At 67.7% G+C, this 16,577-nt stretch carries 16 protein-coding genes; 3 read left to right on the top strand and 13 right to left on the bottom strand.

Translation table 11 applies throughout. The features are described from left to right. Positions 1 to 3: 3 nt before the first annotated feature. From ACZYRS_RS28110 to ACZYRS_RS28085, 6 genes are all read right to left on the bottom strand, one after another. Positions 4 to 207: a hypothetical protein gene (locus tag ACZYRS_RS28110; RefSeq protein ID WP_198787993.1), complete on the bottom strand. Its 204-nt coding sequence runs from the start codon at positions 205 to 207 to the stop codon at positions 4 to 6. A gap of 193 nt (positions 208 to 400) precedes the next feature. Beyond that, positions 401 to 1,789, bottom strand: coding sequence for a sigma 54-interacting transcriptional regulator (locus ACZYRS_RS28105; RefSeq protein WP_463421835.1), 1,389 nt, complete (start codon positions 1,787 to 1,789; stop codon positions 401 to 403). 58 nt (positions 1,790 to 1,847) lie between these two features. After that, a complete protein-coding gene (locus ACZYRS_RS28100; protein ID WP_463421834.1) occupies positions 1,848 to 2,516 on the bottom strand; it encodes a hypothetical protein in 669 nt (222 codons plus the stop codon). Between the two features lie 74 nt (positions 2,517 to 2,590). Then, positions 2,591 to 4,018, bottom strand: a complete 1,428-nt coding sequence (locus ACZYRS_RS28095; RefSeq protein ID WP_463421833.1) for a sensor histidine kinase — start codon at positions 4,016 to 4,018, stop codon at positions 2,591 to 2,593. Then, complete coding sequence (gene miaB / locus ACZYRS_RS28090) at positions 4,018 to 5,385, bottom strand: tRNA (N6-isopentenyl adenosine(37)-C2)-methylthiotransferase MiaB (RefSeq protein WP_463421832.1); 1,368 nt, start codon at positions 5,383 to 5,385, stop codon at positions 4,018 to 4,020. The genes ACZYRS_RS28095 and miaB overlap by 1 nt, the downstream gene beginning before the upstream one ends. 80 nt (positions 5,386 to 5,465) lie before the next feature. Beyond that, positions 5,466 to 5,816, bottom strand: coding sequence for a hypothetical protein (locus ACZYRS_RS28085; protein ID WP_233101981.1), 351 nt, complete (start codon positions 5,814 to 5,816; stop codon positions 5,466 to 5,468). 361 nt (positions 5,817 to 6,177) lie between these two features. Between ACZYRS_RS28085 and ACZYRS_RS28080 the strand changes: the two genes are divergently transcribed. Both ACZYRS_RS28080 and ACZYRS_RS28075 read left to right on the top strand, forming a co-directional pair. Further along, positions 6,178 to 7,362 (top strand): efflux RND transporter periplasmic adaptor subunit, encoded by a 1,185-nt coding sequence (locus ACZYRS_RS28080; RefSeq protein WP_463421831.1) that lies wholly within the window; start codon positions 6,178 to 6,180, stop codon positions 7,360 to 7,362. Continuing rightward, positions 7,359 to 10,535 (top strand): efflux RND transporter permease subunit, encoded by a 3,177-nt coding sequence (locus ACZYRS_RS28075; RefSeq protein ID WP_463421830.1) that lies wholly within the window; start codon positions 7,359 to 7,361, stop codon positions 10,533 to 10,535. The genes ACZYRS_RS28080 and ACZYRS_RS28075 overlap by 4 nt, the downstream gene beginning before the upstream one ends. A gap of 11 nt (positions 10,536 to 10,546) precedes the next feature. Here the strand turns inward: ACZYRS_RS28075 and ACZYRS_RS28070 are convergent, their stop codons facing one another. Beyond that, complete coding sequence (locus ACZYRS_RS28070; protein ID WP_463421829.1) at positions 10,547 to 11,128, bottom strand: CAP domain-containing protein; 582 nt, start codon at positions 11,126 to 11,128, stop codon at positions 10,547 to 10,549. On the opposite strand from ACZYRS_RS28070, the gene ACZYRS_RS28065 reads away from it, so the two are divergent. After that, entirely contained in the window at positions 11,068 to 11,325 is a 258-nt protein-coding gene (locus ACZYRS_RS28065; protein ID WP_463422566.1) for a hypothetical protein, read from the top strand. The genes ACZYRS_RS28070 and ACZYRS_RS28065 overlap by 61 nt on opposite strands. Before the next feature lie 931 nt (positions 11,326 to 12,256). On the opposite strand, the gene ACZYRS_RS28060 is transcribed toward ACZYRS_RS28065, so the two are convergent. The 6 genes from ACZYRS_RS28060 to ACZYRS_RS28035 are packed head-to-tail and all read right to left on the bottom strand — an operon-like array spanning position 12,257 to position 16,553. Beyond that, on the bottom strand, positions 12,257 to 12,949 hold the full coding sequence (locus ACZYRS_RS28060; RefSeq protein WP_463421828.1) for a Crp/Fnr family transcriptional regulator: 693 nt from the start codon (positions 12,947 to 12,949) through the stop codon (positions 12,257 to 12,259). A 51-nt stretch (positions 12,950 to 13,000) separates the two neighbouring features. Next, the gene (locus tag ACZYRS_RS28055; RefSeq protein ID WP_463421827.1) at positions 13,001 to 13,645 is read right to left on the bottom strand and encodes a histidine phosphatase family protein; all 645 of its coding nucleotides are present in this window, start codon (positions 13,643 to 13,645) and stop codon (positions 13,001 to 13,003) included. 42 nt (positions 13,646 to 13,687) lie between these two features. Further along, positions 13,688 to 14,326 (bottom strand): DUF4136 domain-containing protein, encoded by a 639-nt coding sequence (locus ACZYRS_RS28050; RefSeq protein WP_463421826.1) that lies wholly within the window; start codon positions 14,324 to 14,326, stop codon positions 13,688 to 13,690. A 47-nt stretch (positions 14,327 to 14,373) separates the two neighbouring features. Next, positions 14,374 to 15,315, bottom strand: a complete 942-nt coding sequence (ttcA, locus tag ACZYRS_RS28045) for a tRNA 2-thiocytidine(32) synthetase TtcA (protein WP_463421825.1) — start codon at positions 15,313 to 15,315, stop codon at positions 14,374 to 14,376. Positions 15,316 to 15,367: 52 nt separating this feature from the next. Further along, positions 15,368 to 15,754, bottom strand: coding sequence for a dihydroneopterin aldolase (locus ACZYRS_RS28040; protein WP_463421824.1), 387 nt, complete (start codon positions 15,752 to 15,754; stop codon positions 15,368 to 15,370). A gap of 22 nt (positions 15,755 to 15,776) precedes the next feature. Further along, positions 15,777 to 16,553, bottom strand: coding sequence for an SDR family oxidoreductase (locus tag ACZYRS_RS28035; protein ID WP_463421823.1), 777 nt, complete (start codon positions 16,551 to 16,553; stop codon positions 15,777 to 15,779). Positions 16,554 to 16,577: the final 24 nt, after the last annotated feature.

Here is a 16,577-nt window from a genome sequence, read left to right as displayed (position 1 = left end):
GATTTACCAACGTTGCTTGTCGAGGGAAGGGGTGTCGCCAATGGCAGGAAAGCGCTTGATGACGCAATCCGGCTCGGCGCCGCCGGCGCTGGCGAGCGCCGCTTGGGAATAGCCCGCGGCGCGGGGCCGCGAGAGGGAAAACTGCTTTTGACGCAGGCCGTCGCGCTGCGGGCGCAGTGCGAAAGATGGGCTGGTAAGTGCTGTCATGCTAGTACAGGGGCAAACCCTGTGCCAGCCTGGAAAAACGCTTTCAGATCAACGACTTGGAGCGATCTGGGTGCGGTTTTCGGTGAGGAGGCCTGCCGCAGGCCCTCAAAACCCCTGTTTTTGTCGCCGAATCCCGACAAGCCTTGGAGGCCGGTGGGATATGTCTTTTGAAATCAACGACTTAGGGGCGTCGCTACTCGGCGACAGGGTCCGACCCAGGAGCGACAGCGTCGGCCTTGAAGTGGCCCGGCGTGAGCTCGTGCTTCTGCAAAAGACGGTAGAACTCGGTCCGGTTGCGGTCGGCCAGACGGGCCGCATCGGCGACGTTGCCGTCGGTCAGCTTGAGCAGGCCGACCAGGTAATCGCGCTCGAAACGCTGCTTGGCGTCGGCGTAGGTCTGGACCTCGACCGTCGGCACCCGCAGCGCGCGCTGCACCAGCGCCAGTGGAATCAGCGGCGAGCTCGACAGCGCGCACACCTGCTCGACCACGTTGAACAGCTGGCGCACATTGCCCGGCCAGGCGGCCGTGGTCAGCGCCTTCAGCGCCTCGGGCGCGAAGCCGGAGAGCCGCTTGCCGTATTTCGTCGACAGGCGCTGCAGGAAGTGGTTGGCCAAAAGCGGAATGTCTTCGCGCCGCGCCGACAGCGGCGGCAGCGTGAGCGTCACCACGTTCAGGCGGTAATAGAGGTCTTCGCGGAACTGGCCCGCCTCCATCGCGGCGTCCAGGTCGCGGTGGGTGGCCGAGACGATGCGCACGTCGACCTCGATCGACTGGCTCGCGCCCAGCGGCCGCACGGCGCGCTCCTGCAGCACGCGCAGCAGCTTCACTTGCAGCGCGGGCGGCATGTCCCCGATTTCGTCCAGCAGCAGCGTGCCGCCGTCGGCCTGTTGGAACAGGCCCTTGTGGTTGGCGTGGGCGTCCGTGAAGGCGCCCTTCATGTGGCCGAACAGTTCCGACTCGAGCAGCGCCTCGGGAATGGCCCCGCAATTGACCGCCACGAACGGCTTGTCGGCGCGTGCGCTGGCCTTGTGGATGGCGCGCGCGAGCAGTTCCTTGCCGGCGCCCGAGTCGCCGCGCAGCAGCACCGAGGCGTCCGACTTGGCAACCATGCGCGCCTCGGCCAGCAGCTCTGCCATGCGGTTGCTGCGGCTCACGATCTCGGCGCGCCAGCTTTCGTCGCCGCCCTTGGCCGGCGTGCTGGCGGGGGCGCCGAGTGCCAGCGCCTGCCCGATCTTGTCGAGCAGCTCGCGAGCGTCGTAGGGCTTGGTGAGATAGGTGAACACGCCGCGCGCCGTGGCCTCTACCGCGTCGGGAATCGTGCCGTGCGCGGTGAGCAGGATCACCGGCAGCGAGGGGTGGCGCTTGCGAATCTCATCGAAGAGCGCGAGGCCGTCGCGCCCCGGCAGGCGCACGTCGCTCAGAACCAGCTGCGGGTGCTCGATCTCCAGTTGGGTGAGCGCGGTTTCGGCCGAGGTCACCGCCGTGACCTGGTAGCCCGCCGACACCAGCCGCATCGAGATCAGGCGCAGCATGTCCGGATCGTCGTCGACCACCAGGAGGCGGGCGCCGGAGGTACTCATCGGAAAACCTCCGCGCTGCGCACTGCGGCGCGCGTACCTTCAGGCGGCCGGGCGGTACTCATGGACTTGTCCTGGTTCCGTTGGTCGCCGGTGCAGGCGCGGCTGCGGGTGCCGGCGTGGCGGCGGGCCGCGCGAAGCTGCGCTCGATGGCGCGCAGCGCTTCGATGCGGTCGTTGAGCTGGTCGATGCGGCGCTGGCTGTCGCGCAGCTGCTGCACCTGCTTGTCGCGGTCGTCCTCGACGCGGCGCTGCTCCAGGTAGCGGGCGGCCAGCGCGCGTGCGAGCGGATGCAGGGGCTGCGCCTCGGGCGACGGGTTGGCGATCACGCGCTGCAGCAGGCCGAGCGCACGCGCCAGGTCGGCCGGCACGCGCGTCTGCGACAACAAGATCGCCAGCTGCATCTGCGTGGTGGGCGAATCGCCGGGGTCGCCGATGCGCGCGATCTCCCCGCTCAGCTCGCCGCCGCCGAGCGGCCGCACCTTGTCGGCATACGACAGCATGGCCGCCTGCGGCCCCTGGGTCATCAGCGTGAAGAGCGACGCGGGCTGCGTGGCGGGCGCGCGGGGCTCGGCCTCGACCGGCATGACGCGCGGCACGACGGCCGGCGGGGGCAGCGCATCGGCCTCGGCGGGAGGCTTGGGGCTTGTGGCGCAGGCGGCCAGCAACAGGGCGAAAGGCATGGCCAACGCCGCTGCGAGGGTGGGACTGCGGACGAACGAAAAAGACATGGGTCGAAAAAAGGGGCGAAGGGGTGCGAAGCGGTGAATCAGAGCGGGGCGTGCCGGCAAAGGTGGGGCAGCGGTCAGGCCGTGCGCGGCAACTCGATGCGAAAACGTGCACCGGGCCCGCCAGGCTGCAGCGTGATGCGGCCCCCGTGGGCTGCAATGTACTCCTGCACGATGGAAAGTCCGATGCCGGTGCCTTTGACCGTGTGCTCGGGCTGGCGCTCGCCGCGAAAGAACGGCTCGAAGATCCGGTCGCGATCTCCCTCGGCAATGCCCGGCCCGGCGTCGTTCACGTCGATATAGACGGCTTCGGGCGTGGCCGATACCGCCAGCGTGATGACACCCCCCGTTACCGAAAAGCGGATCGCATTGGACAGCAGGTTGGCAATCGCCGTGCCCAGCTTGGTGCGATCGACCGTGAGCGCGAGCGGCTCGCCCTCGGCGCGCACCCGCAAGCCATGGGCCTGCCATTGCAGCCGCTGGGCTTCGATCTGCTCCTCGATGAGCGGCAGCAGCTCGATGCGCTCGCGGCGCAGTTCGCGCGCCTCGAAGGCGGCGGCGTTGAAGCGCAGCAGCGCCTCGATCTGGCTTTGCAGCGAGACGGTGTTCTGGTTCAGGATCTGCGCCACCTCGAGCTGCGCCGGATTCAGCGGACCCGTCACGCCGTCTTCGAGCAGCGAAACGCCCTCGCGCAACGCGGCCAGCGGCGTCTTGAGTTCATGCGACACGTGCCGCAGGAACCGCGCCTTGTCGGCGTCCAGTTCGGTCAGGCGTAGCCGCAGCCATTCGAGCTGCTGCGACACGCGCCGCACGTCGGCCGGGCCGCGGATGTCGATGGGCACGTCCAGCCGGTTCTGGCCGAGGCCGACGATGGCGTGCTCCATGCGCTTGAACGGGCGCGCGAGCCAGATGCCGAAGGCCAGCGCCAGCACCACGGCCAGCACGCTCGCGGCCACCACTTCGCGCATCAGCCGGCGGCGCGCGTTCTCGATGCGCTTGGCGAGCGCGTCGTTCTGCGTTTCGATGAGGAACTGGGCCTGCTGCGCGAGGTTGGTGTTGAGCGTGTCGAGTTCGCGGAACTGCATGGCCATGTTGCTCTCGCGCGTGAGGGCGCTGTCGGCGCTGCCGCTCATGAGCCCCTCGATCACGCCCAGCTGCGCGCGCCACATCTCGATGCTGGCGGGCATGAGGCCGTTCTTCTCGAGCCGCTCGAGCACCTGGTGCGATTCGCGCGCGGCCTCGTCGAAGCGGCGGCGCAGCACCGCGTCGTTGAGCACCAGCGACTGGCGCCCGGCGCGTTCCATGGCCGCGCTGCGTTCGGCCAGCGACTGGGACGCGCCCGAAAGCCGAAGCGCGCGTGCCGCGGCATCGCGGCTCTGGGTCATGAGCGCGTCGTACTGGAACACCGAGCGCAGCGCCACGCCCACCAGGAGCGCGGTGATCAACAGAAAGGCAAAAAGCAGGAGCTGCTGGAAAGAGCCCCGGATCGACGGTCGCTTCGCCATCAGTGGGCGAGCGCCACGGCGGGCTGCTGCAGCACCGGCGACGATTCGCGCGTCACCACTTCGCCGCGCAACGTGTAGGCCAGCGAGCGCGTGATGCGCAGGTCGGTCATCTGGCCGACCAGGCGCGCGTCGCCCTCGAAGTTCACGACGCGGTTGCAGGCGGTGCGGCCCATCAGTTCGTTGGCGTCCTTGCGCGAAGCGCCCTCGACCAGCACGCGCTGCGTGCTGCCCACGAGCGCATCGCCGAAGCGGCGCACGTTGCCGTCGATCACGCGCTGCAGCGTCTGCAGGCGCGCGAGCTTCACTTCGTGCGGCGTGTCGTCCTTGAGCGCCGCGGCCGGCGTGCCGGGGCGCGGGCTGAAGATGAAGCTGAAGCTGTTGTCGAACTGGCAGTCGTCGATGAGCTTCATCATCTTGGCGAAGTCGTCGTCGGTCTCGCCGGGGAAGCCGACGATGAAGTCGCTGGAGAGCGCGAGGTCGGGGCGGATGGCGCGGAGTTTGCGCACCGTGCTCTTGTATTCCATGGCGGTGTAGCCGCGCTTCATGGCCATCAAGATGCGGTCGCTGCCGTGCTGCACCGGCAGGTGCAGGTGGCTCACCAGCTGCGGCACCTTGGCGTAGGCCTCGATGAGCCGCGGCGTGAACTCGTTCGGATGGCTCGTGGTGTAGCGGATGCGCTCGATGCCGGGGATCTCGGCGACGTATTCGATGAGGAGCGCGAAGTCGGCGATTTCCGCGGTGTCGCCCATGCGGCCGCGGTAGGCGTTCACGTTCTGGCCGAGCAGCGTGATCTCGCGCACGCCCTGGTCCGCGAGGCCCGCGATTTCCACCAGCACGTCGTCCAGCGGACGGTTTACTTCCTCGCCGCGGGTGTAGGGCACCACGCAATAGCTGCAGTACTTGGAGCAGCCTTCCATGATCGACACGAAGGCGGTCGCGCCCTCCACGCGCGCGGGCGGCAGGTGGTCGAACTTCTCGATCTCGGGAAAGCTGATGTCCACCTGCGGGCGGTTCAGGCGCTCGCGGTCGTTCAGCATCTCGGGCAGGCGGTGCAGCGTCTGCGGGCCGAACACGATATCGACGTAAGGCGCGCGCGCGATGATGGCCGCGCCCTCCTGGCTCGCCACGCAGCCGCCCACGCCGATCTTCACGCCCTTGGCTTTCAGGTGCTTCACGCGGCCGAGGTCGGAGAACACCTTTTCCTGCGCCTTCTCGCGCACCGAGCAGGTGTTGAACAGGATGAGGTCGGCCTCGTCCACGTTCTGCGTCGGCTCGTAGCCCTGCGCGGCGTTCAGCACGTCGGCCATCTTGTCCGAGTCGTACTCGTTCATCTGGCAGCCGAAGGTCTTGATGAATACTTTTTTCATGGGGTGCTCTCTGTGCCCTCCGGGAACGGAAGGCGCGGCGGGCGCGGAAGGACCGCGCCGCCTCTTTTTCCTGCAGCGGATTACTGCGTATTGAGGGTGTCGTTCGTGGTGAACGGCCAGATGTTCAGGAACGGCTTGTTCAGCGATTCACGGCTGGCCACGGCTTCCTCGGGCGTGAGGATCCAGATCTCGCGCAGCAAGCCGGCGGCATCGCGCGTGTAGTTCACCAGGTACTTCTGGCCAATGATCGCGCCGGGCATCACCAGCATGTTCTGCGGGTTGCGGATGCGGGCGCCGGCGCCCAGGCGGTCGGCATTGCCGTCGAGTTCGACGTCGGGCGCGCTGGTCACCATGAACTTGCCGCGCAGCGTGCCGATCGGGAAGTTGCGCCCGCCGTTGAGCGATTCGTTCTGGGTCTGGGGACGGGGCACTTCGTCCTGCGCGCTGGCTTGCAGGGGGAAAAGGGCGGCGCTTGCGGCGAGGGCGCAAAACGCGGTCAAAGCGAGGGCATTCGTGGTTTTCTTGCAGCGGTTCATGGGGTATATCCAGAGGCTGTGGAGCGGCGATTTTAACGAGGGGTCGATGGTCCCCTTTTGCCGTCACAGCAGGTTGAGCGCGGGCTTGTCGGTTGACCTGCTTTACATTTCTTTACGGGAACCATGAACGCCGTGAGTCGGGCGCTGATTCAATAGCCAGTGTCAGCCCAAAGTGCACAAGAACCCCATGAAGAAAAATGCTGCCATTGCCCTTGCGGGTGTGTTGATCGTAGCCGTCGCAGGCGGGTGGTGGAGCATGTCCGGAGACAAGCTCGGGTCAAAGAACGCGAAGACGACCGCTGCCGCAGGCAATGGCGCCCCGGGCGGCGGCGGCGCCCCCGCCCTGGTGACCCTGGCCACCGCCGAAAAGCAGGACGTGCCGGTCACGGTGCAGGTCAACGGCAGCGTGGTGTCCCTGAACAGCGTCGACCTGCGCCCGCAGGTCACCAACACCGTCAGCGCCGTGCATGTGAAGGAAGGCCAGTTCGTCAAGGCGGGCCAACTGCTCTTCTCGCTGGACGACCGCAACGACCAGGCCAACCTGGCCCGCGCCCGCGCCCAGCAGCAAAAGGACGAGGCCACCATGGCCGACCTGGAGCGCCAGTACAAGCGCAGCCAGGACCTCGTCGCCCAGAACTTCATCGCCAAGAGCGCCGCCGACGCCACGCTCTCGCAGCTCGAGGCGCAGCGCGCCGCCGTGGCGGCCGACCGCGCCGCCGTGCAATCGGCGCAGGTGGCGCTTGGCTACGCAACCCTTCGCGCGCCGATCGCCGGGCGCATCGGCGCCGTCAACATCTACCCGGGCACGCTGGTGCAGCCGACGCTCTCGCTGGTCACCGTCACGCAGCTCGACCCGATCGCAGTGAGCTTCCCGGTGCCCGAAGGCAACCTGCAGGACCTGCTGGAAGCCGCGCGCAGCCGCTCGCCGGTCGAGGCGCTCGTCACCGGGCGCAAGACGCCGCTCATCGGCTCGCTCGATTTCGTCGACAACACCGTCGATCCGCAGATCGGCACCGTGCGCGCCAAGGCTGTGTTCGCCAATGCCGACCAGGGCCTGTGGCCGGGCCAGTTCGTCGGCACCCGCATCACCGTGCGCACGCTGAGCGGCGCCACCGTGGTGCCCGCCGCGGCGCTGATGATGCTGTCCGACGGCACCTCGCTCTACGTGGTCGACCAGGCCAAGACCGCCACCCGCCGCAAGGTGAAGACGCTGCACACCTTCGGCACCAAGGTGGCCGTGAGCGGCGTGGAGCCCGGCGAGCAGGTCGTGATCGAGGGTAGCCAGAACGTGCGCCCGGGTGGCAAGGTCCGCGTCGATGCGAAGACCGGTGGGGCGGGCGGCCCGGGCACCGCCCCCAACGGCACCACGGGCGTGACGCCCGGTAGCGCGGCCTCGTCCGACGGCACCGACGTCAAGCCGGCGCAGCGGGAACGCGCATGAACATCTCGGAGCTCTGCATCCGTCGTCCCGCGATGACGGTGCTGCTGTCTGCCGCGGTGGTGGTGGTCGGCATCTTTGCGTACTTCAGCATCCCCGTGGCGGCGCTGCCCAGCTACAACACGCCGGTCATCAACGTCAACGCGCAGCTGCCCGGCGCCAGTCCGGACACGATGGCGTCATCGGTCGCGCTGCCGCTGGAGAAGCAGTTCTCCACCATCCCGGGCCTGCAGACCATCAGCTCGGTCAACACCCAGGGCGTGACCTCGCTCACGCTCGAATTCGTCAGCAGCCGCGACATCGACGCCGCCGCCGTCGACGTGCAGGCCGCGCTGCTGCGCGCCCAGCGCCAGCTGCCGCAGGAGTTGACGCAGCTTCCCTCGTACCGCAAGGTGAACCCGGCCGATGCGCCGGTGCTCTTCATCGCGCTGATCTCGCCGTCGATGAACCCGGCCGAGCTCAACGACTACGCCGAGAACCTCATCTCCCCCACGCTCTCGACCATCGACGGCGTGGCGCAGGTGGGCGTGTACGGCCGCAAGGCCTTCGCGGTGCGCATCAAGGCGAACGCCGACCTCCTCAACGCCCGCAACATCACGCTCGACGAACTGGCCAAGGCGGTGAATTCGGCCAATGCCAACACGCCCGTTGGCGTGCTCGACGGCCCGCGCCAGACGCTCACCATCCAGGCCAACCGCCAGCTGGTGAAGGCGGCCGATTTCGCCAAGCTCATCGTCGGCCAGCGCAACGGCGCGCCGGTGCGGCTGGACGAAGTGGCCACCATCGAGGACAGCTTCGAATCGGTGAAAACCGCCAGCAGCTTCAACGGCCAGGACTCCATTTCGCTGGCCGTGCAGCGCCAGCCCAATGCCAACACCGTGCAGGTGGTGGACGCGGTGCGCGCGCTCATCCCGCGCTTCAGGGCGGAGCTGCCGCAGTCGGTCGAGATCCAGATGGTGAACGACCGCTCGCTCTCCATCCGCGAGGCGGTGCACGACGTGCAGCTCACGCTCCTGGGCACCATCGCGCTGGTGGTGCTGGTGATCTTTCTCTTCCTGCACCGGCTGGTGGCCACGCTGATTCCGGCGGCGACCATTCCGATTTCGCTCATCGGCGCGGTGGCGCTGCTCTACGCCTTCGGCTACAGCCTGGACAACGTCTCGCTCCTGGGCATCACGCTGGCCGTGGGGCTGGTGGTGGACGACGCGATCGTGGTGCTCGAAAACATCATGCGCTACGTCGAGAAGGGCATGGAGCCCTTCGCCGCCGCGCTGCGCGGCGCGCGCGAAGTGGGCTTCACCATCGTGTCGATTTCGATCTCGCTGGTGGCGGTGTTCATTCCGATCTTCTTCATGCCGGGCGTCATCGGCCTCCTGTTCCACGAGTTCGCAGTGGTGGTGGCGCTGGCGGTGCTGGTGTCGGCCATCGTGTCGCTCACGCTGGTGCCGATGCTCGCGAGTCGGCTTCTGAAGCACGTGCCGCGCGAAGAGGGCGCGCTCGATCACGAAGAGGAACACCCCGAGCCCGGCACCGCCATCGGCCGCGCCTTCGAGCGCGGCTACCGCTGGGTGCACAGCAACTACATGCGCACGCTCGACTGGACCCTCGCGCACCGCTGGGTGATGCTCACGGCCGCGGGCCTCACCTTCGTGGTCACCGCCTGGCTCTTCGTCACCATTCCCAAGGGCTTCTTCCCTGAGGAAGACATCGGCCAGATCCAGATCACCACCGAGGCGGCCGAAGACATTTCGTTCACCGCCATGAAGGTGCTGCAGGACCGCGTGGCCGCGACGCTGAAGGACGATCCGAGCGTCGATTACGTGAGCTCCTTCGTCGGCGTCGGCGGCCCGACCGCCACGCAGAACTCGGGGCGCCTCTTCGCCGTGCTCAAGCCGCGCAGCGAGCGCCCGCAGATGGCCAAGGTGCTCGAGTCGCTGCGCCAGCGCTTTCGCGAGATCCCGGGCATCGCCGTCTACATGCAGCCGGTGCAGAACCTGCGCCTGGGCGGTCGCCAGAGCAAGGCGCGCTTCCAGTACACGCTGCAGAGCGTGAACGCCGGCGAAATGGTGCCCTGGGCCACGAAGCTCATGGAGCGCATGCGCGCCGATGCGGCCTTTCGCGACGTGACCAGCGATTCGCAGAACCGGGGCCTTCAGGCCACGCTGGAAATCGACCGCGACAAGGCCGGCGTGCTCGGCGTGGCGGTGGGGGACCTGCGCACCGCGCTCTACAACGCCTATGGCGACCGGCAGATCGGCAGCATCTACGCGGCCAGCAACACCTACCAGGTGATTCTTTCGGCGGCCGACAACGACCGCCAGTTCGAGGACGACGTCTCGCGCCTGTCGGTGCGCAGCACCTCGGGCAAGCTGGTGCCGCTGTCGGCCTTCTCCACCATCAACCGCACCGTGGGGCCGACCTCGGTCAACCACCAGGGCCAGTTGCAGGCGGTGACGGTGTCGTTCAACCTCGCACCCGACGTGCCGCTGGGCAACGCGACCGCCAAGATCGACCAGTTCAAGAGCGAGCTGAACATGCCGCAGTCGATCATCACCACCTACGGCGGCGATGCGGCGGTGTTCCAGAGTTCGCAATCGAGCCAGGCGGTGCTGCTGGTGCTCGCGGTGCTGGTCATCTACGTGCTGCTGGGCGTGCTGTACGAGAGCTACATCCACCCGCTGACGATCCTGGCGGGCCTGCCCTCGGCGGCCGTGGGCGCGCTGCTGTCATTGAAGATCTTCGGCTTCGACCTCACGCTGATCGCCACCATCGGCATCCTGCTCCTGATCGGCATCGTGAAGAAGAACGCGATCATGATGATCGACTTCGCCCTCGATGCGCAGCGCACCGAAGGCATGAAGCCGGTCGATGCGATCCGCGAAGCCTGCCGGCTGCGCTTTCGCCCCATCCTCATGACCACGCTGGCCGCGCTGATGGGCGCCCTGCCGCTCGCGCTCGGCCTGGGCGCCGGCGCCGAACTGCGCCAGCCGCTGGGCGTGGCGGTGGTGGGCGGGCTGATCTTCTCGCAGGTGATCACGCTCTACATCACGCCCGCGATCTATCTCGCGCTGGACCGCTACAGCGGCACCGGGCCGATGGTCGAGCTGCCCGGGGAGGCGAAGGCCCAGGCAGAGGCCGGTGCCGCGGGGCACGCGGCCTCGCACGCGCAGGCCTGATCAGGCCACCCTTACTTCGGTGGGAACGGCGATTGGCCGGCGATGTTGCCGGCGGGGCTGTAGTTGCACACGAGGATGGTGCCGGCGCCGAGGTCCTTGCCGTCCTGGTCGGTGATGCCGGTGCATGCCTTCTTTGCGCAACCGACGGCCGTGGTGCTGTGCCAGACGACCTGCGTGTAGTGCCCGCAGACCTGGCCGGGATAGCACCTCATGTTTTCGGGACGGTTGGCGCCGGGATCGTAAAAGTTTTTCTCGAGCATCCAGCTATCCACGGCGCTGGTGGCGCTTGCGGACAAGCCCGTCGCCATGTACAGGTTCTGCCCCTGGCCGGCGGGAACCGAGTGAGAGAACTTGCACTGGTCCGCCCAAGCCTGCGCGTCCGCTTGCAGTGCCGCGGACCACGTCAGACTCGAAAGCACTGGGTGCTGCTCGGCCCGCGCCTTGTTGTGCGCATCGAGCGCCTCTTGTTCAAAGGCGTTTCGGGGCAGGTCGGTGGAGGACGTGGCGGGTGGCGGTACCGGTGCGACGATCGGTGCTGCTGGTTGTGTCGCCGGCGCAGGAGTGGATGGCGTTGCGGGTGCTATCGGTGCCACCGGTGCCGTTGATGCTGCTGGTGCTGCTGCTGCTGCTGGTGCTGCTGCTGCTGCTGGTGCTGGTGCTGGTGCTGGTGCTGGTGCTGGAGCTGGTGCTGGTGCTGGAGCTGGAGCTGGAGCTGGAGCTGGAGCTGGTGCTGGAGCTGGTGCTGGAGTCGCCGGTGCTGCTGTCGGTGGCGCGGTGGCCGCTGCAGTGATGGGTGCGGCCGCTCCTTCCTCATGCGGCCTGGCCGGCAGCGCGGCGGGTGGCGTGGCCAGTGGTGCGATCGGTGGCCTCTCGACGGGAACCCTCGGCGGCGTCGAAGTCACTGCTTCGGGCGGCGTTGGCTGCGCTGCCGCAACCGTCTCAGCCGGCGCCGTGGCGCCCGGCGGCGGCACCATCACGACCGGAAACGTCGGCCCGTCCGATCCGCCGCCGCCGCATGCCACGCACAGCGCGCCCACGATCAGCGCGAGCGCCCCGGTTGCGAACAACTTCGGTGACCTTCTTGAATTTGTATTCACAATAATCTCCCATTGATAACGATGATCTATCGAGCGCCGTTGATCGATTGAAAAACGGCGAGCGATTGTCGGGAGCTGCGGGGCGCGGCCGGCGGCTCTGTGCCGATCAAAGGGAGCGCGGATGTGGCGGATCGCACCGAACGCGAGGATTTGCGGACGCGCGCGCTGCGGCGGCGTCGGCTCGGTCGCCGGGAAGCGTCAGGCGCGCGTTCAGCCTGCTTACGTTGGGAAATAAAGGCGAAGCGCCACCCACGGCCAAGGCGGGCGCGATGCAGATCCGGACCCGCAGATAAGCGCCGCGCTACAGCGGCACCGGCCCGATGGTCGAGCTGCCCGGCGAGGCGAAGGCCGCGACCTCAGCGGGCGGCCCCGCCGCCTCGCACGCCTGAGGGCGATCCAAAAGATGCCGGATGGCCATGAGCGTGAGCCATCCGGTCAGAAAGGACTTTGGCAGTCCTGCGAAACGTCACACCCGGGCCGTCGCCAACTGAAGGCGGGCCTCTTCTTCAACGGCTCCTCCCGTTCCCTCCTCCGCTCTTCGCATCCATGTGTGTGACGGAATGAATGATGGCGACGGGTGAAGGTCTCGACGGTATCCAGCGATACAGGAAGTGGGCTTTTTCCTTACGGTGACGCGTCGCGGAAACACCGCAAGGCCGGCGCATTCGGGATGCTGACCTGCCGGGCCCGCGTTTCGATGAGCCCCTGTCCCACCAGCGCATTCAACGTGCGGGTGACGGTGACGCGGCTCAATGCCGTCATGGCGCCGATCTGCTCGTGCGTCAGATCGACGGTGAGTTGTTGCGATGACTGCGCCGATGGCAGGCGCGCCACGCGCAGCAGCAGATCGATGATCCGCTCCCTGGGCGCCGCCGAGGCCACCCTGGCAAGCTTGGCGACGATCATGTGATTCTTGAAGCCGAGCAGCTGGATCAACGAGGTCGCGAGCGCGGGACGCCCAGAAAATTGCTGCGCGACATCCGCCGGGCGATAGCGGCTGAGAACGGCCGGCGCGACCGCCCGGGTCGTCGTGGGCCGAGGACTGTCGGCAAACGCCGGGCCTTCGCCAAAAATCGCACCCGGTCCGAAGATCTCGAGCAGGAACTCCGAGCCGTTGCTTCGCTGGATCGTGGAGTGAACGAACCCCGATCGCAAAAGATAGAAGTAGTCGTGCCGTTCGCCTTCGCGCGCAATGGTGTCGCCGGCCTCCAGCGTGACGAAGCTTCCCAGATGCGTGGCGTCGGTCCACGGCGCAGACAGCGTCTGGGATGCATCCCAGCTGGCGTACGGCGAGGGGCGCGAATGTGTTCTTTTCATGGGAGCGTCTTGCCCGGGTCGGAGAAAGGCAAGCGGCCCATCGTGCCGTCGCTAGGTCGTGGTCTCGTCGAGCGGCGTGTCCGCCACCAGGTGGGCGATGTCGCTCCAGCCCACGAGGCTGAAGCCCTCGGGCGTCCACAGCATCCGGTTGATGGCCGCATTGCCCAATTGCCAGGTGCGCGGCGCCTGCAGCGCCTGGCGGGTGGCGGCGCGGTAGAGCACGTCCATCACCCCGCCGTGCGCCACCAGCGTGACCAGCTGGCCCGGATGGCGCGCCGCCAGCTCGGCCGCCACGTGCGTGACGCGGTCGCGGAAGGTCAGCAGGCTCTCGCCGCCGACGGGTTCGAATTCAGGGTCGCGCTCGCGCCAGCGACGGGCGTCTTCGGGCAGCGTCGATTCGATCTCCGCGAAGCTCATGCCCTCCAGGTGGCCGAAGGCGCGCTCGCGCAGGCGCGGCTCGGGCTGCACGACGAGCCCGTGCGGCCTGGCAATTTCCTCGGCGGTCTGCCAAGCGCGGGAGAGGTCGCTCGCATAGATGACGCCGATGTCCTCGTCGGCCAGCGCCCGGCCCGCGCGCTGCGCCTGCCAGAGCCCGGTGGCGTTCAGGCCGATGTCGATCTGACCCTGGATGCGGGTGTCGACGTTCCAGGCGGTCTCGCCGTGGCGAACGGCGATCAAACGGGTGGCTTCTTGCATCCGCTCGATTCTAGAAGTGCGTCATTTGCGGCCGGTAGCGCGTCACTTCGCCGCCGGCTTGTTCGCCGTGGCCAGGTCGATGTTCACGCGGCGCTCGCCTTGTGGCGGGTTCGGAAAGCCCTGCAGCGCGGCCTGGAACATCACCGGCAGGATGGCCGCGCTCGCGTTGTAGGGGCCGTCGTTGCGGGCCCGGGTTTCGTAGACCACGCGGTTGGAGCCCGCCTCGCGCAGCACGATGCTCACTTCGCGTTCGTACCAGGGGTTGGCCGCCGGCGGAAAGTAGGCCGGGCCGCCGTACCAGCCGCCGCCGTAGAAGCGGCGGCCGTAGCCGTATCCGCCGCCGTAGCCATAGCCCCAGGGGCCATTAAAGAGCCACGGATCGGCCCAGGGCGAGAGGCCGGCGGTCACGCGGGCGCCGATCTGCGCGCTGTACTGCGGCTTGGCGTCGTCGCGGCGCAGGCCCACTTTGTCGAGCGCCGCGGCGGCCATCGCCTCGAGCGAGTCCTGCCGGGCGGTGTCGGCCTGCTGCGAGGGCAGGCGCTCGAAGCGGTAGGTGGCGCCGGGCGGCACGGTGGAGAGCGAAGAGAAACTCTTCACGTCGCTGTCGACCACCCAGGAGGTGGCGCAGCCGCCGAGGGCGACTGTTGCTACTAAAAGAAGAGCTGGGAATGCACGTTTCATGAAGGGTCTCCGGGCAGCGATGCCCCAAATTCCCCTGGGTAGCCGGATCAGCCCTGGACGATGCGAAGGGCTGCGGGTGCCTGGGAGAGCAAGTCGTAGGAGGGCGTGTCGAAGGCCTTGTCGCCGTCGTCGTCGGCCACGCCCGTCGCCTTCAGACCCTTGAAGTCGTGCCGCGTTCCGTCCAGAAGGTGCGATGGCACCACGTTCTGCAGCGCGGTGAACATGTTCTCCACGCGGCCGGGGTGCTTCTTGTCCCACTCGCGCAGCATTTCGCCGACCTGCTTTCGCTGCAGGTTTTCCTGGCTGCCGCACAGGGTGCAGGGAATGATCGGGAATTCGCGGTGCTGCGCCCAGCGCACCAGGTCTTTCTCGGCCACGTAGGCGAGCGGGCGGATCACGATGTGCCTGCCGTCGTCGCTCACCAGCTTGGGCGGCATGCTCTTCAACTTGCCCGCGAAGAACATGTTGAGGAAGAAGGTCTGCAGCATGTCGTCGCGGTGGTGGCCCAGCGCCACCTTGGTCGCGCCCAGCTCGTCAGCCACGCGGTACAGGATGCCGCGGCGCAGGCGGCTGCAGAGGCCACAGGTCGTTTTGCCCTCGGGAATGACGCGCTTGACGATGCTGTAGGTGTCCTGGTTCTCGATGTGGAAGGCCACGCCGAGTTCGCTCAGGTACTTGGGCAGCACCTCTTCGGGAAAACCGGGCTGCTTCTGGTCGAGGTTGACCGCGACGATGTCGAAGTGGATCGGTGCGCGCGCCTTGAGCTTGAGCAGGATGTCCAGCATCGCGTAGCTGTCCTTCCCGCCCGAGACGCACACCATGACCTTGTCGCCCTCCTCGATCATGTTGTAGTCGACGATGGCGCGGCCGACTTCGCGGCACAGGCGCTTCTCCAGCTTGTGCGTTTCGCGCTCGATCTTCAGCGAGTTGGTGGGCGCGGCGACGGTCGCGGCGTCGGCAGGCGCTTCGTCGATCCAGACGGCATTCATTGGTGGGCTACTTCAGGCAATTCGGGGGAAAGACCCCCAATTTTGCCTTGGATCACCATTCCCCGGCTTCCATGCGGATCGCCACTTCGCAGTCGTCGAAGATTTCGAGCTTGGCGATCTTCACCCGCACGCCCAGCACGCCGGGCAGTTGCAAGAGGCGGTGCACCACCTTGCCGATCAGGCTCTCCAGCAGGTTGACGTGCTCGGCCGTGCACTCGTCGATGATGATCAGGCGCACCTTGCCGTAGTCCAGCACGTGGAAGATGTTGTCGTCCTGCGGCAGCAGCGGCTGCTGGCCCATGCTCAGTTCGGCATCGACCTGGATCGGCTGCGGCGCGACCTTCTCGTGGTCCAGGATGCCCAGGTTGGCGTTGAAGCGCAGGCCCAGCAGGGTGAGGGTCTGGCGGCCGTGGGTGTGGGGGGTGTGGGCGGAGGACATGGTGGTTGCTCGCAGTCGTTCTTCACATGAGCGAGAAATCGCGCTCGAATTTCATCAGGTGCTGGCCGCCGTCCACCAGCAGCGTGGTGCCGGTGATCGAGCCGTTCTCCAGCGCGAACTTCACCGTGGCGACCACGTCGGCCGGCGTGGAGGAGCGGCCCAGCGGCGACAGCTTGTGCAACTGCGCGAACTTGTCGTCGTCCAGCATGTGGCTGGGCAGCGTGAGGCCGGGCGCGACGCCCACCACCCGCACGCGCGGCGCCAGGGCCAGCGCGAGCATCGGCGTGGCGGCTTCCAGCGCGGCCTTGGAGAGCGTGTAGCTCAGGAAATCGGGGTTCGGGTTCCACAGCTTCTGGTCGAGCAGGTGCACGACCGCGCCCTGCGCATCGCGCCGTGCGAGGTGGTCGTGCAGCGCTTGCGCGAGGAGGATGGCCGCGCCCGTGTTGCTGCGGGCATGGCGCTCCATGAGCGCGTAGCCGAAGCTGGCGGTGTCGTCGTGCTCGAAGAGGGCCGCGCTGTGGACCACGGCATCGACGGTGCGAAAACGCGCCGCCACGCGGGGCAGCAGCGCGCGCGTGGCGTGCTCGTCCTCGAGGTCGGCTTCGAAGAGCGCCGAATCGCCCGAGCGCGCGGCGCAATCGGCGGCCGTCTTCTCGGCTTCGGCGCGCGAGCTGCGGTAGTGCACCGCCACCTGCCAGCCGCCCGCCGCGAGCGCCAGCGCGATCTCGCGGCCCAGCCGTCGGCCCGCACCCGTGACGAGGACGGTGCGGCGGACGGAGGGGAGGGGGGCGGTACTCATGCGAGGAGAGGCGAGGAGAGAGAA

The sequence above is a fragment of the Variovorax sp. AC194 genome (assembly GCF_979257995.1).
Note: the sequence above shows the minus strand (reverse complement) of the source record. Positions and strands in the feature narration are given on the sequence as shown.